Source organism: Pseudomonas petroselini (assembly GCF_045037875.1).
In the GTDB taxonomy this organism is placed as follows: domain Bacteria; phylum Pseudomonadota; class Gammaproteobacteria; order Pseudomonadales; family Pseudomonadaceae; genus Aquipseudomonas; species Aquipseudomonas petroselini.
On sequence record NZ_CP173614.1, the window covers coordinates 1223390 to 1248018 of the forward strand.

At 62.4% G+C, this 24629-nt stretch carries 18 protein-coding genes and 1 pseudogene; 13 read left to right on the plus strand and 6 right to left on the minus strand.

Going from position 1 to position 24629, the window contains the following annotated elements:
• The first annotated feature begins 153 nt into the window (after positions 1 to 153).
• From ACI512_RS05700 to ACI512_RS05715, 4 genes are read left to right on the plus strand one after another with little or no spacing between them, the layout of a single operon-like run.
• Positions 154 to 1134: a sugar ABC transporter substrate-binding protein gene (locus tag ACI512_RS05700; RefSeq protein ID WP_046033901.1), complete on the plus strand. Its 981-nt coding sequence runs from the start codon at positions 154 to 156 to the stop codon at positions 1132 to 1134.
• Positions 1134 to 2657: a sugar ABC transporter ATP-binding protein gene (locus ACI512_RS05705; RefSeq protein ID WP_236379777.1), complete on the plus strand. Its 1524-nt coding sequence runs from the start codon at positions 1134 to 1136 to the stop codon at positions 2655 to 2657. The genes ACI512_RS05700 and ACI512_RS05705 overlap by 1 nt, the downstream gene beginning before the upstream one ends.
• A complete protein-coding gene (locus ACI512_RS05710; protein WP_236379778.1) occupies positions 2650 to 3600 on the plus strand; it encodes an ABC transporter permease in 951 nt (316 codons plus the stop codon). The genes ACI512_RS05705 and ACI512_RS05710 overlap by 8 nt, the downstream gene beginning before the upstream one ends.
• Positions 3597 to 4523: an ABC transporter permease gene (locus ACI512_RS05715; protein WP_236379779.1), complete on the plus strand. Its 927-nt coding sequence runs from the start codon at positions 3597 to 3599 to the stop codon at positions 4521 to 4523. The genes ACI512_RS05710 and ACI512_RS05715 overlap by 4 nt, the downstream gene beginning before the upstream one ends.
• Positions 4524 to 4529: 6 nt before the next feature.
• Here ACI512_RS05715 and ACI512_RS05720 read toward each other — a convergent pair whose 3' ends face one another.
• Both ACI512_RS05720 and ACI512_RS05725 read right to left on the minus strand, forming a co-directional pair.
• Positions 4530 to 5918, minus strand: coding sequence for a hypothetical protein (locus tag ACI512_RS05720; RefSeq protein ID WP_236379780.1), 1389 nt, complete (start codon positions 5916 to 5918; stop codon positions 4530 to 4532).
• Between the two features lie 75 nt (positions 5919 to 5993).
• Complete coding sequence (locus ACI512_RS05725; RefSeq protein WP_236379781.1) at positions 5994 to 8099, minus strand: TonB-dependent receptor; 2106 nt, start codon at positions 8097 to 8099, stop codon at positions 5994 to 5996.
• Positions 8100 to 8252: 153 nt separating this feature from the next.
• Between ACI512_RS05725 and ACI512_RS05730 the strand changes: the two are divergent.
• The 6 genes and pseudogenes from ACI512_RS05730 to ACI512_RS05755 all read left to right on the plus strand — a co-directional run.
• A pseudogene (locus tag ACI512_RS05730) lies at positions 8253 to 8366 on the plus strand (YceK/YidQ family lipoprotein); the annotation flags it as partial.
• Positions 8367 to 8508: 142 nt separating this feature from the next.
• Positions 8509 to 10266 carry a carbamoyltransferase gene (locus ACI512_RS05735; protein WP_003187998.1) on the plus strand — a complete coding sequence of 586 codons (1758 nt, stop codon included), beginning with the start codon at positions 8509 to 8511 and terminating at the stop codon, positions 10264 to 10266.
• Positions 10267 to 11163 carry an antimicrobial resistance protein Mig-14 gene (locus ACI512_RS05740; RefSeq protein ID WP_236379782.1) on the plus strand — a complete coding sequence of 299 codons (897 nt, stop codon included), beginning with the start codon at positions 10267 to 10269 and terminating at the stop codon, positions 11161 to 11163.
• Positions 11160 to 12560 (plus strand): PIG-L deacetylase family protein, encoded by a 1401-nt coding sequence (locus ACI512_RS05745; protein WP_236379783.1) that lies wholly within the window; start codon positions 11160 to 11162, stop codon positions 12558 to 12560. Before ACI512_RS05740 ends, ACI512_RS05745 begins: the two co-directional genes overlap by 4 nt.
• Before the next feature lie 59 nt (positions 12561 to 12619).
• The gene (locus ACI512_RS05750; RefSeq protein WP_236379784.1) at positions 12620 to 13768 is read left to right on the plus strand and encodes a glycosyltransferase; all 1149 of its coding nucleotides are present in this window, start codon (positions 12620 to 12622) and stop codon (positions 13766 to 13768) included.
• The gene (locus ACI512_RS05755) at positions 13765 to 14646 is read left to right on the plus strand and encodes a glycosyltransferase (protein ID WP_064054004.1); all 882 of its coding nucleotides are present in this window, start codon (positions 13765 to 13767) and stop codon (positions 14644 to 14646) included. Before ACI512_RS05750 ends, ACI512_RS05755 begins: the two co-directional genes overlap by 4 nt.
• A 54-nt stretch (positions 14647 to 14700) precedes the next feature.
• Here ACI512_RS05755 and ACI512_RS05760 read toward each other — a convergent pair whose 3' ends face one another.
• On the minus strand, positions 14701 to 16563 hold the full coding sequence (locus tag ACI512_RS05760; RefSeq protein ID WP_236379786.1) for a bifunctional O-antigen ligase/aminoglycoside phosphotransferase family protein: 1863 nt from the start codon (positions 16561 to 16563) through the stop codon (positions 14701 to 14703).
• 159 nt (positions 16564 to 16722) lie between these two features.
• Between ACI512_RS05760 and msbA the strand changes: the two genes are divergently transcribed.
• From msbA to ACI512_RS05775, 3 genes are all read left to right on the plus strand, one after another.
• The gene (gene msbA, locus ACI512_RS05765) at positions 16723 to 18528 is read left to right on the plus strand and encodes a lipid A export permease/ATP-binding protein MsbA (RefSeq protein ID WP_064054002.1); all 1806 of its coding nucleotides are present in this window, start codon (positions 16723 to 16725) and stop codon (positions 18526 to 18528) included.
• Positions 18529 to 18799: 271 nt separating this feature from the next.
• Complete coding sequence (gene hldE, locus ACI512_RS05770; RefSeq protein WP_012721880.1) at positions 18800 to 20224, plus strand: bifunctional D-glycero-beta-D-manno-heptose-7-phosphate kinase/D-glycero-beta-D-manno-heptose 1-phosphate adenylyltransferase HldE; 1425 nt, start codon at positions 18800 to 18802, stop codon at positions 20222 to 20224.
• On the plus strand, positions 20217 to 21143 hold the full coding sequence (locus tag ACI512_RS05775; RefSeq protein ID WP_231808754.1) for an NAD-dependent epimerase/dehydratase family protein: 927 nt from the start codon (positions 20217 to 20219) through the stop codon (positions 21141 to 21143). The genes hldE and ACI512_RS05775 overlap by 8 nt, the downstream gene beginning before the upstream one ends.
• A gap of 492 nt (positions 21144 to 21635) precedes the next feature.
• On the opposite strand, the gene ACI512_RS05780 is transcribed toward ACI512_RS05775, so the two are convergent.
• The 3 genes from ACI512_RS05780 to ACI512_RS05790 are packed head-to-tail and all read right to left on the minus strand — an operon-like array spanning position 21636 to position 24621.
• Positions 21636 to 22595 carry a hypothetical protein gene (locus ACI512_RS05780; protein ID WP_012721882.1) on the minus strand — a complete coding sequence of 320 codons (960 nt, stop codon included), beginning with the start codon at positions 22593 to 22595 and terminating at the stop codon, positions 21636 to 21638.
• 41 nt (positions 22596 to 22636) lie between these two features.
• Positions 22637 to 23449, minus strand: coding sequence for an aldo/keto reductase (locus ACI512_RS05785; protein WP_012721883.1), 813 nt, complete (start codon positions 23447 to 23449; stop codon positions 22637 to 22639).
• Positions 23446 to 24621: an FAD-binding oxidoreductase gene (locus tag ACI512_RS05790; protein WP_236379832.1), complete on the minus strand. Its 1176-nt coding sequence runs from the start codon at positions 24619 to 24621 to the stop codon at positions 23446 to 23448. Before ACI512_RS05790 ends, ACI512_RS05785 begins: the two co-directional genes overlap by 4 nt.
• Positions 24622 to 24629 lie beyond the last annotated feature (8 nt).

A 24629-nucleotide genomic window follows, 5' to 3' on the forward strand; every position in this document is an offset into this window, starting at 1 on the left:
CCTGAGCAACAGCAATCGGGCAGTTGATGGTCAATAGCGACAGCTTTTTTTATCGCGTGTTTCTATCCATTTGATTTTGCAGGATAAAAATCCTGGCACGGGCTCTGCAATGTCACTGGGTGAACCCTTTCACCGGTGGCTCAGGAGCCCTGTATGCCTTCCAGCCTTTCCTCGTTTTCCCGTTTGATCTGCCTCGGCGCCGCGCTGTTGTTGAGCGGCGCGGCCTATGCCGCGGACGGTGACGACGCCGTGCCGTCCCTGGCCGGCAAGCGCATCGCTGTGAGCATGACCGGCACCAGTCACTACTTCGATATCAAGGCATTCCAGGCGCAGGTCGATGAGATCAAGCGCCTGGGCGGCACGCCGATCACCCTTGATGCCGGGCGCAACGACAAGAACCTGGTGACGCAGCTGCAAACCGTGGTCACCCAGAAGCCCGACGCGGTGATCCAGACCCTCGGCACCCTCAGCGTGATCGACCCCTGGCTCAAGCGCATCAGCAAGGCCGGCATTCCGCTGTTCACCATCGACGCGCCGTCGCAATACAGCCTCAACAACACCACCTCCGATAACGTCGCCACCGGCAAGGCGCTGGCCGATCAGCTGATCAAGGACGCCGGCGGCAAGGGCAAGATCCTGGTGTTCAACGGCTTCTACGGTGTGCCGGTGTGTGCGATCCGTTATGACCAGTTGAAGCTGGCACTCAAGGACCACCCGCAGTTGGAGATCATCCAGCCCGAGTTGCGCGATGTGATCCCCAATACCGTGCAGGATGCCTATTCCCAGGTGTCGGCGCTGCTCAACAAGTACCCGGCGGGCAGTGTTTCGGCAATCTGGTCGGCGTGGGACATCCCGCAGTTGGGCGCGAGCAAGGCGTTGATCGATGCCAAACGTACCGAGATCAAGACCTATGGCGTCGACGGCACCCCCGAAGTGCTCGCGCTGCTCGGCCAGGCGAACTCGCCGGTCGGTGCAGTGGTGGCGCAACAGCCTGCGCTGATCGGCAAGACCGCCGTGCAGAACGTGGCGCGTTACCTGGCCGGGCAACGTGACTTGCCCAAGGAGACCCATGTGGCCACGTTGCTGACCACCGCCGGCAACCTGGCGCAGGTCCAAGCACTGCGGGGTGACTGATGGCAGCGTTGCACCTGCAGAATCTGCACAAACGCTTTGGCGCCACGCTGGCGCTGGATGATGCGAGCCTCAAGGTCGAGCGCGGCACCATCCATGGCCTGGTCGGCGAGAACGGCGCAGGCAAGTCGACGTTGATCAAGGTGCTGGCCGGCATCCACAAGGCCGATGCCGGGCAGGTGAGTATCGACGGTCAGTCGTACGCCGCACTGTCACCGCGTCAGGTCGACGCATTGGGTGTGCAGTTCATCCATCAGGAGCGCCTATTGCCAGCGAGTTTTACCGTGGGCGAGGCGTTGTTTTTCGGCCATGAACTGCGCCGTGGGCCGTTTGTGGATCGGCGTCGACAGCAGCGTGAAGCCGATCGTTTGCTGGCCGAATATTTTGATGTGCAGCTGCCTGCCGGCGCGCTGGTGGGCGAGTTGAACAGCGCCGAGCGCCAGGTGCTGCAAATCACCCGGGCGTTGATTCGCCAGCCCAAGATCCTAGTGTTCGATGAACCCAGCGTCGCGCTGGTCAAGCGCGAGGTCGACCAGTTGCTGCGCATCGTCAAGCGCCTGCGCGACCAGGGCCTGTCGATTCTGTACATCTCCCATTACCTGCAGGAAATCGACAGCCTGTGCGATGAGGTCACTGTGCTGCGCAATGGCCGCGATGTGGCGGTGGTGCAGCCTCGGCATACGTCCAGCGCCGAGATTGCGCGGCTGATGGTCAACCGCGAGGTGCAGGAGATGTACCCCAAGGTGAAGGTCGAGCTGGGCGAGCCGTTGTTGCAAGTGCGCGGGCTGAGCCTGGCGCGGCGCTACCGGCAGATTGACCTGGAAGTGCGCCGCGGTGAAATCGTCGGCCTGACGGGGCTGGTGGGGTCGGGCGCCAAGGCGTTGTTCAAGACCCTGTTTGGCGTCGAGCAGGCTGACAGTGGCAGCGTTCATCTGCACGGGCGGTTGCTGCGCCTGCGCTCGCCAGGCCAGGCGATTGCCGAGGGCATCGCATTGGTGCCCGAGGAGCGTCGAAGCCAGGGAGTTGCGCCGGTTCTGTCAGTGTTGGAAAACCTCACGCTGGCGGGGCTGTGCCGGTTCAGCCGCTGGGGCTTGTTGAGTCGCGCCAAAGAGCAGGCGGAAAGCTTGCGGCTGATGGAGGAATTGGCAATCAAGGCGCCGGGTCCGCACGCGGCGGTCAGCCAGCTCAGTGGCGGCAACCAGCAGAAGGTTGCCCTGGGGAAATGGCTGAGCCGTCGCTCGGCCGTGTACCTGCTTGATGAGCCGTGTGTGGGCGTGGATGTCGGCGCCAAAGTCGAGATCTATCGTTTGATCGGGCGTCTGGTGGAGGAGGGGGCGGCGGTGTTGGTGTTGTCGTCGGACTTGCCCGAATTGCTCGGGATCAGCGATCGCATCCTGGTGCTGCATCGCGGTGAGATGGCCGGTGAGTTTCGTGCGGGAGAAGCCGACAGCGACCAGTTGCTGGCGTGTGCCACCGGCGCTGTACCGGCCGCCGCTGCGCCGGTGCGGGAGGTCGAGCATGCTTGAAGCCATTCTGCGACGAGGTTCGGTGGGGGTGTTTCTGGCGATTCTCGTGGGGTTTGCCGTGGCGGCGCCGAATTTCTTGTCGGTGGGCAACCTGGCGAATGTGTTCAGCCAGTCGGCGATTCTTGGTGTGCTGGCCTTCGGGTTGACCTGCGTGATCATCGGCGGAGGTTCGAATGTGGTCTCCGGTGGGCTCGACCTGTCGCTGGCGGCCAACCTGGGGTTGTGCGCGGCGGTATTCAGCCGTCTCAACAATGCCGGCCTGGAGCTCTGGCTGACCGTGCTGCTGACCCTGGGCTGCGGCCTGGCGGTCGGCCTGCTCAATGGACTGGCCGTGGTAGTGCTGCGTTTGCCGCCGCTGTTGGCGACGCTGGCGAGCATGAACGTGCTGGCCGGGCTGGAACTGGTGTTGACCGAAAACACCGTGGTGTCCACTGACTCGCCGCTGCTGGATGTGCTCAGTGGCGGCACTGGGTTAGGTGTGCCTGCCTTGGCATGGGTGCTGTTGGTAACGGCGGCGCTGCTGACCTTGCTGATCCAGCATTCGCCCTACGGGCTGCGCCTGCACGCCGCTGGCGAATACCCCCAGGCGGCCGAAGCGGCGGGCATTCGTGTGCCTGGCTATGTGCTGTCGAGTTACCTGTTGTCGGGACTGTCTGCCGCCGTAGCGGCGTTGTGCTCGGCGGCGTTTTTCAGCGGCAGTACCACCGGGTCGGGCGACATGCTGTTGTCGGTGGTGGCGATTGCGTTTCTTGGCGTGGTGTTTTCCCGCCGGCTGGTGGCAAGCATTCCAGGTACGTTGCTGGCGGCGCTGTTGATCGGGTTTCTGATCAATGGCTTTCAACTGCTTAACCTGTCGAACTTCTGGGTCAATGGTGTGCAGGGCGTGTTGATCTTGTTGGTGGTCGCGGCGTCCAGCGCGCTTAACCGGGGAGCGACGGCATGAACCTGCGCGCCTGGTTACCACTGACATTGCCCCTGGTGTTCACGCTGATCGTCGGCGTGTTTGCGTTGCAGGCGCCGGGCTTCCTCAGCGCCGGCAACCTGCAAAGCCTGGTGTTGAACAATTTCGTGTTGCTGGCGATTGTGGCCATCGGCATGACCTACGCCGTGGCGGCCGGCGGCATTGATCTGTCGGTGGGCACGGCGCTGGACTTCGCCAGTTTCAGCTTTGTGGTGCTGCTCAATGGCGGGCATGGCTGGGCGTTTGCCGCGACCGGTGCGTTGCTTGCCGCGCTGCTGGTCGGCCTGGTGAACGCGGGGCTGATCGCCGGGCTGCGGATCAGTCCGTTCCTTGCCACCCTGGGCACGTTGTTCATCGGCACCAGCGCCCAGCAATTGCTCTCGGACGGGGGCCAGCCCATCTATATCGTCCAAGGTTTGAAACCTGAACTGACGGGGCTGGCGCCGTTGTCGATCGTGTTGGGGCTGGCGCTGTTCTACGGTGTGGCACTGGCGCGCGGACGCCTGGGGCGGGAGCTGCTCGCACAAGGTACGCAGCCGCTGCTGGCGTATTACTCAGGGTTGTCGGTGCGGCGTATCGTCACCGTCGTGGCCTTGGCCACTGCGTTGGCGTGTGGGGTGGGCGGGGTGCTGCTCAGCTCAACGGTCAGCGCCTATGTGCCGTTGTCCGGCAACGCATTTTTGCTCAACGCGATTGGCGCGGTGTTCATCGGCACAACCCTGAACCGACAGGGGCGGGCGAATATTCCAGGGACCCTGCTGGGCGTGCTGTTCATCAATGTAATCGCCAACGGCCTGCTGCTGATTGGCTGGAATTTCTACTGGCAGCAGGTGGCGACCGGTGTGCTGATTTTCGGGGTGTTGACCTTCAGCTTTGCCAGTCGGCGCCTGCTTGAGCGCTATTGATCGGCGCTATTGTGCGTTGATCAGCGTCGTGCGGGTTGTGTATTTGCCCTTGACGACGTCCTGTTGGGTGAAGAAATACCCGTAGTCCTGCAGGTACATGACGGTGCTGGTCGCCTGGTAGTTATCACCCGTCGTGGTGCAATTGAGCGCCTTGGCAGTGCCACTCAGCGCCGAGTTGATGTCGCTGGCCGGCACTTCGCGTGCTACCACACACGTCGCGTCGCGGGACAGCACGCGTTCCTCTTCAGCGGTGTTGCGATTGAGCTCTTTGAGCTTGAACCCCAGCGTTGTCCCGATCGGCATGTGCTTCCAGTCGCCGCTGAAACTGAGTTGCTCAACCGTGCTGGCGGCCGAGACGTTCATCCCGCGCAGTTCAAATTCGCTTTGGAAGGTCAGGCTGAACACGCCTCGGAATGTCGTGATGTTGGCACTTGAGAATGGGGTGGCACGGCGGAGTTTAAGCAGGTTGTTCCCCGCCCCGGGCTCAATGAACACCTCAGTGCGCAAGCTGGAGGAACCCAATTCGCGCTTCTCCACAAGGTGGTGCAGAGGCTTGGCTGGGGCGGGCATGCCCAGTGCGGAGATCGCCTCCGTCACCGTTGCCGGGACAGGCGCGGGTGTCAGGGTTTGCATGAGCTTGGTGCGCGTAACGGCTACCGGCAGCTGCGCTGCTGTTGGCGAGCACGCGGCCTTGAGCAGGGTCCGGGTGTCCGCCTCGGCGGTGCTGAAGGGCTGGTCGATGGGAACGGCTACCACGTTGCCGAAGGTCACGGTGTTTTTCGGCGTGAGGCTGAAGGCGGCCAGGGTCCGATAGGTCTGGCGGCTGCAACTGACCTCCCAGTGCAGACGGGTCTGGGCATAGGGCATTTTTTTGAGTGTATTGATCAGGATGAGCGGCTCATCGTAGGCGCCCCAGAACTCGATTTTCTCGCCCACGGTCTTGAGGCTGGCACGGTCGATCAACAATTGGCGCTGGGTGTCTGTCGTGCTGACGAGGCGCCAGTCCGGGCGCGGCGTGCGGGCGCACGCGTCGGTAAAGCTGGCGTTCTGTTGCAGTTCGCCGATCACTTCCGGCGCCAGGTTGCGCATGACGGTGATGCGCGTGGGCTGGCCATCGGCACCTGGGGTGCCGGGGGCCTCCATATACAACAGGCTCCCGCTCGGGGTGGCACAGGACGCCTGAAGCTGTGCGATATCCGGCACGGCGACATTGTCGGTCAGTGTGACGTGAACCTGGTAACTGAGGTCGTCGCCGTCACGCATGACCGAGTCGGCCAGCAGCGGCTTCTTGAGCATGTCTTTATACGGGGCCTCGGCCGTGCCGCCGTGCTTCATGCCCTGCACGCCACAACCACTGAGCAGACCCAGGGCGACGATAACCGCGATGTGTTTCATGAGCGTTCCTTGCAGAGAAGACAGGTGATCAGGGGCTTTCGACCGCCCGCAGGGTTTTTTGTGCGGGCGCACTGATCAGAATTGGTATTCCGCACCGGCGCCTGCATACCAAGAGCGCCCTGGCGCCGCTTCGTAGTAGCGGTTGTTGCCGTCGCCGACGATCACTGAGCCGACGTACTGGCGGTCGAGCAGGTTATCCAGGCGCAGGGTCTGGTGGAAGGTCCAGTGTTCGACCTTCTGTTCGAAACGGGCTCGCCAGTTGAATACGCTGTAGGCCGGTGCGGCGTGCTGGCTATTGGTGTCCTCGACGTAGACCTTGCTGCGGTACAGGCCTTCGATGGCAGTGCTGACCCAGTCGCGGGGTTTCCAGTTCAGCTCGGCGAACAGCGTGGTTTGCGGCACGCCGGGCAGGTAGTTGCCCTTGTCGACGGCGGTGCTGCCGCCGCTGACGAAGTCACTGTCGTAGGTGGCTTGCAAGCGGGTGTAGGCGAGGTTGGCGGTCCACTGTTCGCTGAGTTGGCTTTCGACGCTCAGTTCGAAGCCGCGACGCAGGGTGCGGCCGGCGTTTTGGTAAGTGGTACGGCCGCCGCTGGATTGCTGTACCACCAACTCGTCTTCGGTGGTGATTTGGAAGATGGCGGCGTTGACGCGGGTGTCCTGTCCGACCCGCGCCTTCACGCCGATTTCATATTGTTTGCTGACCGATGGCTTGAGCGCGAAGTTGAAACCGTTGACGGTGCTGGAATACGCCGATTCGGCCTGGGTTGGGGTTTCGAAACCCTTGCCTGCGCTGACGTAACCGTGCAAATCCTCGGTGAAGGCGTACATAACGCTGACCGACGGAGTGTTCTTTTGGTACGTCTTGCCGCCGCTGTCGTTACCGTCGCTGAGAAAGTGGTCGTCCACCTCCATTTCCATGGTGCTGTGGCGCAGCCCTGCTTGCAGGGTCCAGTCACCCAGCAGCCAGTTGGCTTGAACGAACGGGTCGAGGCTGGTGGCGGTGTCGATTTCGTCACGGCCCAGGGCACCTTTGACACCCTGCACACCGTTGACGGTGTTGGAGTAGCCTTGGCGATCATCCACGCTGCGGTCGTAATCGAGGCCAGCAATCAGCGTCAGATCGCCAGGAGCGCTGGTGATGGGTTGAAGCCAGTGTATGGAGCCGCCGTAGAACTTACGGTCAAAAGCCACCACGCCGCCACGGGCGTTCGCAGGGTTGATCGCGCCACTGCTGGGAAACCTGTCGGGAATCGACAAATACTGAATCACACTCCGCCGCCCCGTATACCCATTCACCTGCAACGTCGCATCCACGAAATAGCGCGCGTAATTCATGCCCAATTGCTGGTGATCGATGCTTTTACGCGTGTTGTACGTCAGCGAGTTGACACTCACCGAGCGCGGATCAGCCTTGTACGCCGCCCACGTCTGCCCCAGCGGGTCCTGCGTGCCGTTCTGCTCCAGGCTGCTATAGATCAGCGCCAGCTTGCTGTCGTCATCCGGGCGGAAGTTGAGCTTGGCAAAGGTCTGGTCTCGCCGCGCGCTGCTGTGGTCGCGATAGCCGTTGGTGTCCATCCGCGAGGCGTCCAGCACGAAACCTGCGCCGTTGGCGGCGCCTTCGGCGGTCAGGTGGTTTTTGTTCAGGCCGTCGCTGCCCACCAGGGTCTCGGCGCCGATACGGGGCGAGCCTTCGCCGTCGCGGGAGAACATCTGGATCACGCCGCCGGCATTGCTGCCATACAAGGTGGCTGCCGGGCCGCGCAGCACTTCGATACGTTCGGCGGTGTCGAGGTTGAACGTGGCTGCCTGGCCCTGGCCATCCGGGGTGCTGGCGGGAATACCGTCGGCGATCAGCTTGAGTCCGCGCACGCCGAAGGCCGAGCGGGCGCCGAAGCCACGGGAAGAAATCTGCAGGTCCTGGGCATAGTTCTGACGGTTCTGCACCACCAGTCCGGGCACGCGGGACAGGGCTTCGGAGGCGTTGATGCCCAATTGGCCGTCGCTGATCTGCTCGTGGCTGATGCCGTCCACCGAGTAGGGCAGATCGAAGGTCGGGCTGGCGCTGCGCGAGCCGGTGACGACGCTGGGGTCGAGGGTCAGGGCTGTGTCGTCTGCCTGGGCGGTGTCGCACAAGGCGAGCAGGCTGGGCAACAACAGGGTAAGACGGGTGAGGTTGTTCATGAGTCAGCCGGAATCCGTGGCGCTTTGTGTGTAAACGCGCAAAAGGTCGCGAGTTTAGTGAGTCAGGCGATTTTTATCATTTAGGAATCAGCCTACGGTGCGAATCGGTGCTTTTACACCAACGATGTAAGCCTGATAGACCTCGGTGCCGGTGCCGTCCCTATCATCGCCATCGAATTCGTGGCCTCCGGCGTGCTGGACACGCGGGTGCTGCCCTACACGATCTACCGTCAAAACAAGGACGGCAGCATCGAGATCTTCCGCTAGTCCCTCTTGACGCTTCCCGCTAACAGTTTCCCACCTCTTTTACGCTATAATCCCGCCCTTTAGCTGTTTCCTGCCCAGGCGGGAAGCACACTTTTTTCAGGCGCAACCCGCCTGCATGCAGACTAAAAGAGGCTAGACCCCTGTGGCATTGACGATTCTTGGCCTGTCCGGCGCCCTTAGCCATGATCCTTCCGCAGCCTTGTATATCGACGGCAAGCTGATCGCGGCCGCCGAAGAAGAGCGCTTCGTGCGCGACAAACATGCAAAGAACCGCATGCCCTACGAGTCGGCGAAGTTCTGCCTGGAGCAGGCCGGCATCAAGCCTTCCGACGTTGACGTGGTGGCGATCCCGTTCGCCCCGATCAGCCTGTTCGGCGAGGCGCGCTGGCACTACGCCAAACGTTACTGGTACGCCCCGGACCGCGCCCTCGACGCGATCCTGATGGGCAACCGTCGCTACAAGCGCTATCGCAACAAGATCGTCTGGTGCCTGGAGCAACTGGGCTTCGATCCGAAGAAAATCAAGATCGAGCCGGTTGAACACCACCTGGCCCACGCTTCCAGCGCCTACCACTGTTCCGGCTTCCAGGAAAAAACCGCGATCCTCGGTATCGACGGTAAAGGTGAGTACGCCACCACGTTCTTCGGCTACGGCGAAAACGGCAAGATCCACAAGATCAAGGAATTCTACGATCCGGACTCCCTCGGCGGCCTGTACGGCGCGATCACCGAGTTCCTCGGTTTCGAGATGCTCGACGGTGAGTTCAAGGTCATGGGCATGGCGCCGTACGGCGACGCCAGCAAATACGACTTCTCGCGCCTGGCCTCCTTTGAAAACGGCGAACTGGTGATCAACACCGACTACGCCAATGTCATCGGTCTGCGCCGTTATAAAGAGAAGGGCAAGGGTTTCTACTTCTCGCCCAAACTGATCGAGTGGCTGGGTCCGAAGCGCGAAGGCGATATCGCCGACGAACCGTACATCCACTACGCGGCCAGCATGCAGGCGCTGTTCGAGAAGCTGGCCCTGCAGATGATTGACCACTACCTGGGCGACATCCTCAAGGACACCGGCAAGCTGGCCTTCGCCGGCGGTTGTGCACTGAACGTCAAGCTGAACCAGAAGATCATCGCCCGTGACGACGTGAAAGAGCTGTTCGTGCAGCCGGCGTCCGGCGATGCCGGCACCGCGGTGGGTGCGGCGGCCTATGTGTCCCACGCCCGTGGTGTGCCGGTCGAGAAGATGGAACACGTCTACCTCGGCCCGTCCTACAGCAACGAAGACGTGATTGCCGCGTGCGCCAAGCACGAGAGCAAGCCGAACTGGCGCAAGATCGAAAACATGCCTAAGCGCATCGCCAAGATCATGGTCGACGGCAACCCGGTGGCCTGGTTCCAGGGGCGCATGGAGTTTGGCCCGCGTGCCTTGGGCGGTCGTTCGATCATCGGTTGCCCTAGCGCTACCGGCGTGGCTGACCGCATCAACCACCAGATCAAGTTCCGCGAGCGCTGGAGGCCTTTCTGCCCGTCGATGCTCGACACCGTGGCCCCGCAGATGATCAAGGTCGATCACCCGGCGCCGTTCATGACCTTCACCTTTGAAGTGTCGGAAGAGTGGAAAACCCGCGTGCCGGAAGTGGTCCACGAAGATGGCACCTCCCGCGCCCAGGTGCTCAAGCGCGAGTACAACCCGCGCTACTACGACATGATGAAAGAGCTGGAAGTACTGACCGGTAACGGCGTGTCGCTGAACACCTCGCTCAACCGTCGTGGCGAAGCGATGATCTGCTCACCGACCGACGCGCTGAACATGTTCTTCGGCTCTGACCTGCAGTACCTGATCATGGAAGACATCCTGGTCGTCAAGGACGGCGTGGACCCTTATGACGCTGTGGTCTAAATGCTGAACCGCTTCCAGGCTTGGCGTGAGCGTGGCTGGGCGCCTGTCGAGGCCGAGGTTTACGCCCAGGCCTGGCAGCGGTTTGGCGGCAGCGTGGCGACCCATCCGCAGGTCGTCGAGCGGTTGGCGAACCTGGCGCAGATTCCGGTGCGTTACCTGGGCTGGGAACAGGACGGCGAACTCAAGGGGGCAATTGCCACCTGGGGACGCGACCTGGCCCTGTCCAAGGACGTGCTCAAGCGCAGCTGCAAGAAAGGCCTGTTTGACCTCGGCAATGCCGAGATCATCCTGCCGATCGCCGCCGATGCGCAGTTGCCGGTGCGCCATCGTGGGCGCTACTTGTCAGCGCTGAACGAGGGCCGCATCAGCACCCTCAAGCCGCAGGCCGAGCAGTTGGCCATGGCGCGCACCCCCGAAGACCTGTCGAAGAAATTTCGCTACAACCAGCGCCGCGAATTGCGTCTGCTGGAAGAGGCGGGTGGCGTGGTGCGGGCGGTGAATGAGTTTTCCAGTACGGAACTGGCGGCCATCTACTGCGATCTGTTCCAGCGCCGCTGGGGTTTCCCCGCCACCGGCGCCGAGCGCCTGGCTGAGGTGCTGGCGTTGCTCAAGGATTTCCTGATGGGCTCGGTGCTGTTTCTCAACGATGCGCCGATTGCCGTGCAGCTGGTGTATCGCGTCGAGTCGCCTGAGTGGGTCAGCATTGAATACGTCAACGGCGGTGTCGACCCTGAAACCCGAGCATTCAGCCCCGGCAGCGTACTGAGTTTTCTCAATACGCAAAGCGCCTGGGAACAGGCGCGGGCGGTGGAGAAACCGCTGCGCTTTTCCTTCGGGCGTGCCGACCGCGAGTACAAGGAGCGCTGGTGCAACCCAGTGCCGGTGTTCAGCGTATGAGCCGTAAACAGCAACTGCTCAAGCGCCACCGCCGCAATAAACGCATTGCGCTGCTGATCGGCCTGCTGGTGTTGATTGCGGCCGGTGTGCTGGTGGCCTGGTGGCTGCCGTTGATCCTCGCGATTGTGCTGTGGGTGGCCCATGAAGCCTGGTTTGCCGACCATCTGTTTTATTCGCCCAAGGATGACTACCACTACCGTTTTGCGTCGAGTGGCCAGCAGGTCGGCTTGCGTCTGGAAGGCGGCAAGTTGCTCGCCGATACGCCGCTCGAGCTGGCTGGCGATGAAACGCTGATCGTCGAAGTACAGCTCAAAAGCAACCTATGGGGCCGTTTCTTTGATCCTGCGGTTGAGTTTCTGGACGATCGCCAGGCGTTCGAGCGCGGCGTGGCCGGCAAGCGTTACCTCAACCTCACCGGTTCGGCGGCGGCATTGGCCGGCGGTGAACTGCGCCTGCGCGGTCGTTTTTGCCGCGTGATCGGCCAGCCTGTCTTGTGGGTCTTTCGTCAGCCGGACGCTGCCCGCCAGCGGGTGATGGTGATCGCGCCCCATGCCGACGATGCCGAACTGGCCGCCTTCGGCCTGTATGGCCAGGCCGATGAAAGCTGGATCGTGACCCTGACCGCCGGTGAAATCGAGGCCGAACACTATCAGCAGATGGGCATGCCCCCGGCTGAAGCGGCGCGGATCAAAGGGCGCCTGCGTGCCTGGGACAGCATTGCCGTGCCGCGTTGGGCCGGCGTACCCGAGGCGCACTGCGTGCAGTTGGGGTACTTTTGCCTGCAGCTGCCGGCTATGCGCGACGCCCCCGATCAGCCCCAGGTCTCGCGCGAAGCGCAGCTGGACGATACGCGGCTGTTCCGCCAGTTCAATGCCTTGGCGTTGCCGGGCGATGTGGACGGCGCGCCGACCTGGGACAACCTGATTGCCGACCTGCGCGCGGTGCTGCTCAAGGCGCGCCCCGAGGTGATTGTGTTGCCGACGCCGGTGCTCGACCCTCACCCGGACCATATTTGTGCACACACTGCGGTGGTGCAAGCGTTGCAGGGGCTTGAGTGGCAACCGGGCACCTTGCTCGGCTATGCCAACCATCTGCATGATAACGACCGCTGGCCCATGGGTGATTCAGGCGCCGGCATCGCTTTGCCGCCGCAGTTCGATGCCGCCCAGGTGCTTGAGCCTTATTGCCGGGTGCTGAGCCTGAGCCAGCAGCAAGACAAGGCCATGGCGTTGGGCATGATGCATGACCTGCAGCCCCGTGCGCCGTTCAAGCGTCGGGTACGTCGCCTGTTGCAGCAATTACTGGCGGGTCGTGGTCCATCGCCTTACGGCGAGAACGAATTTTTCCGCAAGGCCGTGCGCCGTCACGAGCTGCTTTGGGTGCTGAAGCAGGACTGAAATTGAATTTTTTCGTCGGGCTGCCCGCGTGTAGCAGCCCGGTTGCCTCATGGAGTGATATGAAGCCTCGTTTCAAGGTTTTGCAGTTGCAGCCGGACTACAACGTCAAGCTCAATGATTTCGCCGACCTCGGCGAGCAGATCGTCAAGGCGCTGCCGACGGAGCGCTTTGAGGTGACGTCGGCCTTTCTCAGCGGGCGACCGCAGCCGGGCCAACCGTTGAGCGTGGCGGACCACTCCAAGTACTTCGAGTTTCCCGAGAAGGCGCTCAAGGGCATTCGCCTGGGCGCCATGTGGGAGATCTACAAGTATTGCCGCGAGCAGAAGTTTGACGTGGTCATCTGTAACCGCTTCAAATCGGTGAACATGATGCTGTCCCTCAACCGCTGGTTGAAGATCCCATTGTGCATCGGGATCTCCCATGGCTTTGGCGAGTACGAGCGCGCCTATCGCCGGCGTCAGACCCGCCGGTTGGTCAGCCCGGCCTGGCGTTTTGTCGGGGTGTCGGCGGCGGTCAGGGATTACCTGATCGGCCTCAACTGCGGCTTCACCCGCGAGAACACCACCTTCGTCACCAACGCCATCGATATTCCCCAGGCCGAAGCCTTGCAGCTGCCGCGTGAGCAAGCGCGCCAGGCACTCGGGCTGCCGCTCGACGCACGGATCATCGGCGCGCTGGGGCGCCTGGTGCCGATCAAGGGCCATACGCACCTGCTGCAGGCGTTTGCCCGTCTCAAGGACAAATACCCCAATGCCCACGTCGGCATCATCGGTTCCGGCCGTGCCGAAGCAGACTTGCGTGCGGACATCGAGCGCCTGGGCCTCACCGGCCGCGCGCACCTGCTGGGCTTTCGCGAAGACGGTCTCAAGTATGTGCGCGCCTTCGATATCTGGACCATGCCTTCCTTGCTTGAAGGCCTGGGCCTGGCGCTGCTGGAAGGCATGAGCGGGCGCTTGCCGGTGATTGCTTCCAACGGGCCGGCCATGCTGCCGCTGGTGGAAGGGGCGGGCGGTTTGTCCCACGAGCCCGGCAATGTCGAGCAACTGACAGTGGCCCTGGACACTTACCTGGCCATGAGTGACGAGCAATTGCGCGCCAAGGGTGAACAGGTGTTCCGTTACCTGGAAGAAAACCACGCCCTGGCCGAATTCCAGCAGAAGTACCTGAACCTCATCGAAACCGGTTTGAAAGAAGTAGGTAGAGCATGACAGCGCAGCAACCCCTGGTCTCGGTGATTATCGCGTCCTACAACCACGGCCGGTATATCGAAGAGAGCATCCTCAGTGTGCTTGGCCAGACGTACCCGAATATCGAGCTGCTGGTGGTGGACGACGGCTCCAAGGATGACAGTGTCGAGCGCATCCAGCGGCTGCAGGCCGAGCACGGTTTTGATTTCCAGGTGCAACAGAACCAGGGCCTCACCGCCACGCTCAATGGTGCCATCGCCCGCGCCAAGGGCAGCCTGATCGCCCCGTTCGGGTCGGATGACATCATGTTGCCGGACCGCATCGCCACCCAGGTGGCCTACATGGAAGGCAAGCCAACGGTGGGGATGTGTGCGGGTAACATCGAGCTGATCGATGGCGACGGCAACCTGCACCCGGAGAAAAAACAGCGCCGCGACGTGCCGTTCCGCAGCCTGGATTTCGACGACATGTTCATGGACCGCAAGCCTTTTCCGCCGGCGCCGACCATGCTGATTCGCCGGGAAGTGCTGGAGGAAGTCGGTGGGTTCGATCCGCAGATTCCCCTTGAAGACCTGCTGATCCAATTGAAAATCACCGCCGCGGGCTACACCATCGACGCCCTCGGCGTGGTGATGGCGCGCTATCGGCAGCACGCGGCCAACACCTACAAGAACCACCGCTACATGATCCAGAACATTCTCAAGACCTACGCCAAGTTCAGCGACCACCCGGCCTATGACGCGGTGCGCTATAACTTCCTGAACTCGATGTTCCTCAAGACGGCCGATCGTGACCGGCCACTGGCGCGGGAGATCCTCAAGCAGATTCCGCTGAAGTTCTGGGGGCGCAAGACCTTGCGTGGGCTGGTGCGGTTATATCTGGCGCCCCTCAGGAAGTGAGGCGGCGAGGGGAGTGAAAAAGGCGACTATCAGCAGTGATAGTCGCCTTTTTTATCAGGCGGCGGGGCTGGCCAGTGCCAGCACCTGCTCACGGAGCTTGGCCGTGGCGCCTTGGCTGGCAACGGACGCATAACCTTTGGCGAGCTGTTCGAAGTGTGTCTCGAACAACCAGGCGCGGTCCTGCGGGTAGCGTTGCATATGGCGCAGGTTGCGCTGGCGCAAAGCATTGCGCAGCGGCGACGGGAAGATGCGCAGATCGGCGATATCGATCAGGCCGAACTCACCGTCATCCATCAGCAGCACATTACCCAAGTGCAGTGAGCGGAAGTACACGCCGCGCTCATGCAGCTGGGCCATGAACTGGCCGAAGCGTTCGATCAGCGACTCGCGCAGGCTGCTGTCCAGGCTTTGCAGGGCCTGGCGCAGGGTCAGTCCGGGCAGTGGCGTGTAGCTGACGGCGCTGCTGGCGTCGCGCAGACCATAGAGGCCCAGGATCTGCGGTGTGGGGATGCCCAGGGTGCGCAATTGCTCGGCGTTGCTGGCAAACCGTTCGGAGTAGGGGTTGAAACTGCCCGAGGTGTACCAGCGGCGCGGACGGAAGATCTTCAGGAAGCGGCCGTCGGCCAGGCGCAGCACCTTGGGCCCCAGGCCGTCGGCTTCAATCACCTGGGCATCGCTGCACAGTCGGTCGAAAGCCTCGGGCTTGAGCGTTTGCACCGGCATACGCAGCACGCTGCGGCGGCGCTGGGCGATGCTCAGGCCGGCGATGATGGCCAGCGGGATCCACAGCAGGAACCAATGCTCCTTGGGCCGCGACAGGATGCCACCGCCTTCGGTCAGCCCGGCGCCGATACCGTAGGTGAGCAGGGAGGACGCCAGGATGAACAGTGGTTGGGCGCGTTCTTTCAGGCCTTTGTAGAGTCCCCAGCCGATCATGAAGATCCATGGGATAAAGCCGATGATGCCGACGTAATACAGCACGCCCAGGGCAAAGCTGTGCGGTTCGCGCAGTTCGTAGCCGTCGGCCAGGGTCAGGTACAGCTCGGAATCGTAGCTGTGGCCGATCCATGGGTGTTCGGCGATGCGTTGCAGCGACATGCCCCAGAGCTCGAAGCGGAACGAGCTGCCGCGGTTGGTGATCAGCTCCGGGTAGAACAGCAGGAGCCCCGCGGCACCCAGGACCATGCCGGTGATCAGCAGGGCCGAGCGGCGGTTGCGGCTGACGAAGGTCATCCAGAGAATGGTCAGGGTCAGCGCGACCAGTGGCGTGCGCGAACCGGTGGCCAGCACCGTCAAGGTCATAATTGCCAGGGCTGGAATGCTGAACCACAGCACCTGCAGGCGCTGGGTGGTCATGCAGATGTACAGCCAGTAGACGCAGAAAAAGCCGAAAACGTGGGAGCTCAGCAGCGGGTTGTCGAGGGCGCCACGGCCACCGATCATGCGCATGCCCGTGCCGGGTTCAAAACCCTTGGAGAACGCCACGAGGTTGCACACGCACACCACCAGCGCAATCACGGCGGCGCTGAAGAAGATCGGCTTGAACAGCTCATTGCGGTAATGCAGCAATAGCCCGCAGCCGGCAAACAGCATGAAGGTGTGCAGTGGGCGCTTGAACAGGTCGGTGTCGGCGTGATGCTCCGGGCTCCACAGCAGGCTGGTCAGCGCCCAGGCGGAAAACACCAGGAACGCGATCGCCAGAGGCTCGCGCAGCAGCTCCTTGATTTCCCTGGGGCGCAGGCACAGCAGCAACAGGGTGGGAGCACTGAAGAAGCCGTAGTAGAACTTGTGCAGCACATTGCGATTGGTGACGAAGAACAGCGAGCTCAGCAGCAACAACAAGCCAATGGGCAAAATCCACAGGACCAGGAAGTCGAAAACGCGATTTGAGCCATAGATCAGGCGCTTGGAGTGCATACAGTAAAAGCCATTCCAGATTGAGAAAGCCGACCATCTTAAAGTAGTGGCTATATAATGTCGCCGGTTGGATCCAACCGGGCTACGGGTCATGCAGGGTGCAAGTACAACAGAGAAGCTGTGCTAAAGTCAGCCTCCTTTTTCAAAACGCCGCGTGATATGACCGACTCCAGTCCGAGCGCAAGCCCTTCGAGCTTGAAAATATACTTCCGCCTGCTCAGTTACGTTAAGCCTTATGCCGGCTTGTTCGCATTGAGTATCGTCGGATTTCTGATTTTCGCGTCGACCCAGCCAATGCTGGGGTACATCCTCAAGTACTTCGTCGACGGCCTTTCCAACCCTGAAGCCGTGCTGTTCCCCAGCGTGCCATTCCTGCGCGACCTGCAATTGCTGCAAGCCGTGCCGCTGCTGATCATCCTGATTGCCGCCTGGCAAGGCCTCGGTTCGTTCCTGGGCAACTACCTGTTGGCCAAGGTTTCCCTGGGCCTGGTCCATGACCTGCGCGTGCAGTTGTTCAACAACTTGCTGACGCTGCCCAACCGCTACTTTGACAATCACAACTCCGGGCACCTGATTTCACGCATCACCTTCAACGTGACCATGGTCACGGGGGCGGCGACCGATGCGATCAAGGTGGTGATCCGTGAAGGCATGACGGTGATCTTCCTGTTTGCCTCGCTGCTGTACATGAACTGGCGCCTGACGCTGGTGATGATCGCCATCCTGCCGTTGATCGCGGTGATGGTGAGCACGGCCAGCAAGAAATTCCGCAAGCAGAGCAAGAAGATCCAGGTGGCCATGGGCGACGTCACGCATGTCGCCTCGGAAACCATCCAGGGCTACCGCGTGGTGCGCAGCTTCGGGGGTGAGGTCTACGAGGAAAAACGCTTCCTCAAGGCCAGCCAGAGCAACACCGACAAGCAACTGCGCATGACCCGCACCGGGGCGATCTACACGCCGGCGCTGCAACTGGTGATCTACACCGCCATGGCGGTGCTGATGTTCCTGGTCCTTTATCTGCGCGGCGATGCTTCGGCTGGTGACATGGTGGCCTACATCACCCTGGCCGGCCTGCTGCCCAAGCCGATTCGCCAGCTCTCGGAAGTCAGCTCGACTATCCAAAAGGGTGTGGCGGGTGCTGAAAGCATCTTCGAACAGCTGGACGAAGACGTCGAAATCGACAACGGCACCCTCGAGCGTGACAAGGTCAGCGGTCGTCTTGATGTGCGCAACCTGAACTTCACCTACCCCGGCACCGAACGCCATGTGCTCAAGGACATCAGCTTTACCGCCGAGCCTGGGCAGATGATCGCGCTGGTCGGGCGCTCGGGCAGCGGTAAGTCGACCCTGGCCAGCCTGATCCCGCGTTTCTACCACCATGCCAGCGGTGAAATCCTGCTGGACGGCGTCGAGATCGAAGACTACAAGCTGCTCAACCTGCGCAAGCACATCGCCCAGGTGACCCAGCACGTGACGCTGTTCAGCGACACGGTGACCAACAACATCGCCTACGGCGACCTGGCCGGCGCGCCACGGGCGGACGTTGAAGCGGCAGCGGCGGATGCCAATGCCAAGGACTTCATCGACCAACTGCCCAAGGGCTTCGACACCCAGGTTGGCGAAAACGGCGTATTGCTGTCCGGTGGCCAACGCCAGCGCCTGGCGATTGCCCGTGCCTTGCTGAAGAACGCGCCGTTGCTGATTCTCGACGAGGCCACCTCGGCCCTCGACACTGAGTCCGAGCGGCACATTCAGGCGGCGCTGGACAAGGTCATGCAAGGCCGCACCACCCTGGTGATCGCGCACCGTTTGTCCACCATCGAGAAGGCCGACCTGATTCTGGTGATGGACGACGGCCGGATCGTCGAGCGTGGCACCCACAGCGAGCTGCTGGCGCAGAACGGCTACTACGCCCGCCTGCACGCTATGGGCCTGGATGCGCCGGTGTCGGCTGACATCACCTGATCCAATGGCTGCACAAGCCTCATGTGTGCGGGCTTCCTGTGTGGTGAGCGGGCTTCCTGTGGTGAGCGGGCTTGCCCCGCGCTGGGCTGCGAAGCAGCCCCATTGGATCTTCAATGCACCCGCCGGGAGCGGCCCGTCGAATCCTTGCCCCGCCCCTCACCACAGCAAGCCCGCTCCCCCATTTGACCCTCCGCGGATTCACTGCTCCACAAGCCTCCTGTAACCCTGTGCTAATATCGCGCCCCTGTTCATTTTGTATGTGGGTTGCTCCATGAAGTTGTCCATGCCGCGATTCGATCAAGCCCCTGTCTTGGTGGTCGGCGATGTCATGCTCGACCGTTACTGGCATGGCGGTACCTCACGGATTTCCCCTGAGGCGCCGGTACCGGTAGTCAAGGTCGAGCAAATCGAAGACCGTCCAGGTGGCGCTGCCAACGTTGCCCTTAATATTGCCGCCCTCGGCGCCCCGGCCTCCCTGGTCGGTGTGACCGGCGACGACGAAGCCGCCGAAAGCCTGGCCAACAGCTTGCGCGGTGCTGGCGTGCGCGCACTGTTCCAGCGCATTGCCCACCAGCCGACCATCGTCAAGCTGCGGGTCATGAGCCGTCACCAGCAATTGCTGCGTATCGATTTTGAAGAACCCTTCGCCACCGACGCCCTGGCCCTGAACGGTCAAGTCGACGAGTTGCTCGAAGGCGTCAAGGTGCTGGTGTTGTCGGACTACGGCAAAGGCGCCTTGAAGAACCACCAGGAACTGATCCAGGCCGCCAAGGCCAAAGGCATCCCGGTATTGGCCGATCCCAAGGGAAAGGACTTCTCGATTTATCGTGGAGCCAGCCTGATCACGCCTAATCTCAGCGAGTTCGAAGCCATCGTCGGCGGTTGCGCCGATGAGCACGACCTGGTGACCAAGGGCGCGGCGCTGATGGCCGACCTCGACCTGGGCGCCTTGCTGGTGACCCGTGGCGAGCACGGCATGACTTTGCTGCGCCCCGGCCACCCGGCCATGCACTTGCCAGCACGGGCCCGTGAAGTGTTCGACGTCACCGGCGCTGGCGACACCGTGATTTCCACCCTGGCCGCCTCGATTGCGGCGGGCGAAGAACTGCCCCACGCCGTGGCCCTGGCCAACCTGGCGGCGGGCATCGTGGTGGGCAAGTTGGGTACCGCCGCGATCAGCGCGCCTGAATTGCGCCGTGCGATCCAGCGTTCCGAAGGTTCGGAACGTGGAGTGCTGACCATCGAGCAGCTGCTGCTGGCGATTGACGATGCGCGTGCCCACAACGAAAGCATTGTGTTCACCAACGGCTGCTTCGACATCCTGCACGCCGGTCACGTGACTTACCTTGAACAAGCGCGTGCCCAAGGCGATCGCCTGATCGTTGCGGTCAACGACGACGCTTCGGTGAGCCGCCTGAAGGGCCCTGGCCGCCCGATCAACAGTGTCGACCGGCGCATGGCCGTGCTGGCTGGCCTGGGTGCGGTGGACTGGGTGATCAGCTTCCCGGAAGCGACCCCGGAAAACCTGCTGGCCCAGGTCAAGCCGGATGTGCTGGTCAAAGGCGGCGATTATTCCGTCGACCAGGTCGTGGGGGCAGATATCGTCAGTGCCTACGGCGGCAAGGTCAAAGTACTGGGCTTGGTCGAGAACAGCTCGACCACCGCCATTGTCGAGAAGATCCGCAACAATGAGTAAGCAGGTTCTTATCACCGGCGGCGCCGGTTTTATCGGCTCGCACCTGGTCGATGCGCTGCTTGCCAAGGGCTACGGCGTGCGGGTGCTGGACAACCTGTCCACCGGCAAGCGCAGTAACTTGCCGTTGCACGATCCGCGCGTCGAACTGCTGGAAGGTGATGTGGCCGATGCCGATTTGGTAGCCCGTGCTGCCGTCGGCGCAACAGCGGTGGTGCACCTGGCGGCCGTGGCCTCGGTGCAGGCGTCGGTGGATGACCCAGTCAGCACGCACCAGAGCAATTTCGTCGGCACCTTGAATGTCTGCGAAGCCATGCGCAAAGCAGGCGTCAAACGCGTGGTGTATGCCTCCAGCGCTGCGGTGTATGGCAACAATGGCGAGGGTGCTTCGATTGACGAAGAGACCACCAAGGCGCCGTTGACGCCCTATGCGTCCGACAAGTTGGCCAGCGAGCACTACTTCGACTTCTACCGCCGCCAGCACGGTCTGGAGCCGGTGATCTTCCGCTTCTTTAATATCTTCGGGCCACGCCAGGATCCTTCATCGCCGTACTCCGGCGTGATCAGTATCTTCAGCGAGCGCGTGCAGCAGGGCGTGCCGATTGCCGTGTTTGGCGATGGCGAGCAAACCCGTGACTTCATGTACGTGGAAGACCTGGTGGATGTGCTGGTGCAGGCCATCGAAGCGCCAGCCGCGCCGCTGGGCGCAATCAATGTGGGTTGGAACCGCACCACTACGCTCAAGCAAGTGTTGCAGGCCCTGGAAGAAGTGGTGGGCACGGTGCCGACTATCACTTACGGGCCGGCGCGCTCTGGTGATATCCGCCACTCGCGGGCGAATAACCAGCGCTTGCTGGCGAGCTTCACGCTGCCCGAGCCCACCTCGTTGAAGGTCGGACTGGAACGCTTGCTCAACGGCTGACGCAATGTGTAGTGAGCGAGCTTGCCTCGCGCTGGGTGGCGCAGCCACCCCAAACCCGACAACGCAGTGTGCCTGACACAATGAGGCGGCCCTGTTGGGGCGGCTCCGCCACCCAGCGCGGGGCAAGCCCGCTCACTACAGTCCTTGGCCTTTGGTTTGCGTAGCCAATCCTCTCGCGGGCGAATAACCAGCGCTTAACGCGGTGTACCTGACACAATGAGGCGGCCCTGTTGGGGCGGCTTCGCCACCCGGCGCGGGGCAAGCCCGCTCACTACAGTCCTTAGCCCTTGGTTTGCGTAGCCAATCCTCTCGCGGGCGAATAATCAGCGCTTGCTCAACGGCTGACGCAATGTGTAGTGAGCGAGCTTGCCTCGCGCTGGGTGGCGAAGCCACCCCAAACCCGACAACGCAGTGTGCCTGACACAATGAGGCGGCCCTGTTGGGGCGGCTTCGCCACCCAGCGCGGGGCGAGCCCGCTCACTACAGTCTGATTCAGCCCTTGGCTTTTTTCTTCGGCACGATCTTGCGCAGTACCCGCTGGGCCAGGCGCTTTAGTTTCGATTCTTTCTCAGGTGCTGCCAGGCCTTGCTGGCGCAGCCAATCCTTCCAGCGAATCCGCTCCTCACGCACCAGCCAACCTTCCTGCTGGGCGAAGCTTTCCGCCAGGTACAAACCCCGCGTGCTCGCTGGGTACAGCTGGTCTTTCTTGACCGTGTAGAGCTCAGCCTGGGGTTGGCCGTCTTTCAGCGGCATCAGATACAGGTCGGGGCGCTGACGGTCGAGGCGGGCAACCAGTTGGTCGCCTTCCAGGCGCTCGTCCACATGGAACAGGCTCAGGGATTTGGCTTCCTTGGGGACTTCAAGACGCAGGTCGTAAATCAATTGCAGCGATGCGGTGGGCAGGTGCACATAGGCGCGCGGGCGTTCGATCAACTGCGTGGTGGCGCATCGAACCGGGCGGGCTGCACCGGACAGCGGGCTGAGGCGAAAGGGCAGGGCTTCGCGGTAATGCAGCGCGGCCGAGTATGGCGCCGGCAACCACGTGTCGTTGAAGCGCCCGCTGAGCCAGCCTTCCGGGGTCTCCAGCAGGCATTCTTCGGCGATTTCCTGGATGGCGGTGTGCAGCGGCAGGTTCAGTTCATGGGCGGGCACGTAGCCGGAGATCAGCTTGAGCACCACGTCGCCACGGTCCTGGCGGCGCTGGCGCACCAGCACCCAATAGTCCTTGTTTTGCCAATGCAGGGTGAGGCGCACCGACACGCCAAGGTTGGCCAGTTCCAGGGCGAAGCGCTCGGGGTCGGCCACCTCCACCGGCTTGCGCCGTTGCAGGGTCTGGGCAAAGTTGAGCGGCATGCCGACGCTCTGGTAGCTCAGGCCTTCGGGGGTGGCTTCGACGTGCAGCGGCAGTGTTTTAAAGTTGCTGGGGTTTTTTCTTATGAGCGTTCGCGGCATGTCGGCTCCTTCTTGCGACGGGGTCGGCCGCGTCGGCGGCATCAGAGTTGACGAATGACTTGGGCAGCGGTCGCCACGTTATGGGCCAGGTGCAGCGGATTAATGGTCCCGACAATAGCACTGGCGACGCCCGTTTGCGCAAACAACAACATGAAACTGGCACGAATTGGATCCATTCCCGGCTCCAGGCACACGTGGCCGCTGGCCAGGGCTTTTTTCACCAGGATGCCCTTACCGTGGGCCGCTGCATACTCAATGACGGCTTTCTCGGCCTGTTCGTTCAGATTGTAGGTGACCATGGCGCAATCGCCCTGTTCCAGAGCCTTCACGCCGCCCTCGACGGTTTTCCCGGAGAAGCCGAAACCACGGATCTTGCCTTCCTGCTTCAGCGCCGCCAGCGTGTCGTACACCTCGCAGTCGTTGAGGATGTGCAGGTCGTTGCCGTCGGAGTGCACCAGCACCAGGTCGATAAAATCAGTTTCAAGTCGTTTCAAGCTGCGCTCGATGGACATCCGCGTGTGAGCGGCGCTGAAGTCGTGGCTGGACGCGCCATTCTCGAATTCTTCACCGACCTTGCTGACAATCACCCAGTCCTTGCGCTGGTCACGCAGCAGCGGTCCCAGGCGTTCCTCGCTCATGCCATAGGCCGGCGCGGTATCGATCAGGTTGATCCCCAGTTCGCGAGCCTGGCGCAACAGCATGCGGGCTTCGTCGTCACCGGGAATCTGGAAGCCACTGGGGTATTTGACCCCTTGGTCGCGCCCCAGCTTCACGGTGCCCAGGCCCAGCGGCGAGACCAACAGGCCGGTGCTGCCCAGGGGGCGATGCAGGTCGTGCAGGGTGGGTAGGCTCATGGCAACAATTGCTCCCAGGCAGGTACGCCGATGGCGGGTTTTGGCAGGTCGGGCAACGGCTCGCTGGCGCTTGGGCGGATGCCGTCACGTTCAAGGCTGCCGATGACGCGATCAGCGAAGTCCGGTGCCAACGCCAGTTTGGTCGGCCAGCCCACGAGCAGACGGCCTTGCTCGGCGAGGAAGGCGTTGTCGGGGCGGCTCAGGCCTGATTGCAGCGGCTCGGCACGGTCGACGCGCAGCGTGGCCCATTGGGTCTGGCTCATGTCGATCCACGGCAGCAATTGCGCCAGCTCTTTCTGGGCCGTGGCGATCTGTTCCTGCGGTGTGCGGGCCACGCCATCGGCTTCGGCGATGTCGCCACCCATGTACCAGACCCAGTTGCCATCCGCCGCAGGGTGCGTGGTGACGGTGATGCGCGGCTTGGTGCCGCCGCCCAGGCAGTGCGCGTACAGCGGTTTCAGGCCGGGGCCTTTGGCGATGATCATGTGCAAGGGGCGCGTCTGCATGGCCGGCTGGCTCAGGCCCAGCGCGGACAGCAGATCAGCCGTGCCGGCGCCGGCACTCAGCACGATGCGCTGGGCGCGGATCTCGCGACCGTCGACCTTCAGGCCTACCAGTGCGTCGCCTTCGCGCAACGGTTCGATGTGTTGCCCGGCAAGCAAACCATCGCCGGCCAGTTGCGCCAGGCGATCAATCAGGCTGGGCACATCGATGACCAGCTCCGCCAGGCGATAGACCTTGCCCTTGAAGCGGCGGTCTTGCAGGGCCGGGGGCAGGTCGTCGCCCTTGACCTGGTCGACACGGCCGCGCACGGCCTTGCTGGCGAAAAAACTGGTGAGGTTGCCGGCGAGGGTGCCGGGGGACCACAGGTAATGCGCTTCGGACAGCAAGCGCACGCCGGACAGGTCCAGCTCGCCACTGCCCGCCAACGCTTCACGCCAGCGGCGCGGCATATCGGCAATGGCTTCGGAAGCGCCGGTGAGCGCGCCGTGCAGGGCGTATTTGGCACCGCCGTGAATAATCCCCTGGGACTTCACGCTTTGCCCACCCCCCAAGGTGGCGCTTTCCACCACCACCGTGGAAAACCCCTGGCGGCGCAGGCGCGCATTCAGCCAGAGGCCGGCAATCCCGGCGCCGACAATCAGAACGTCGGTGGAAATAACGGATGGCATGGGCGACC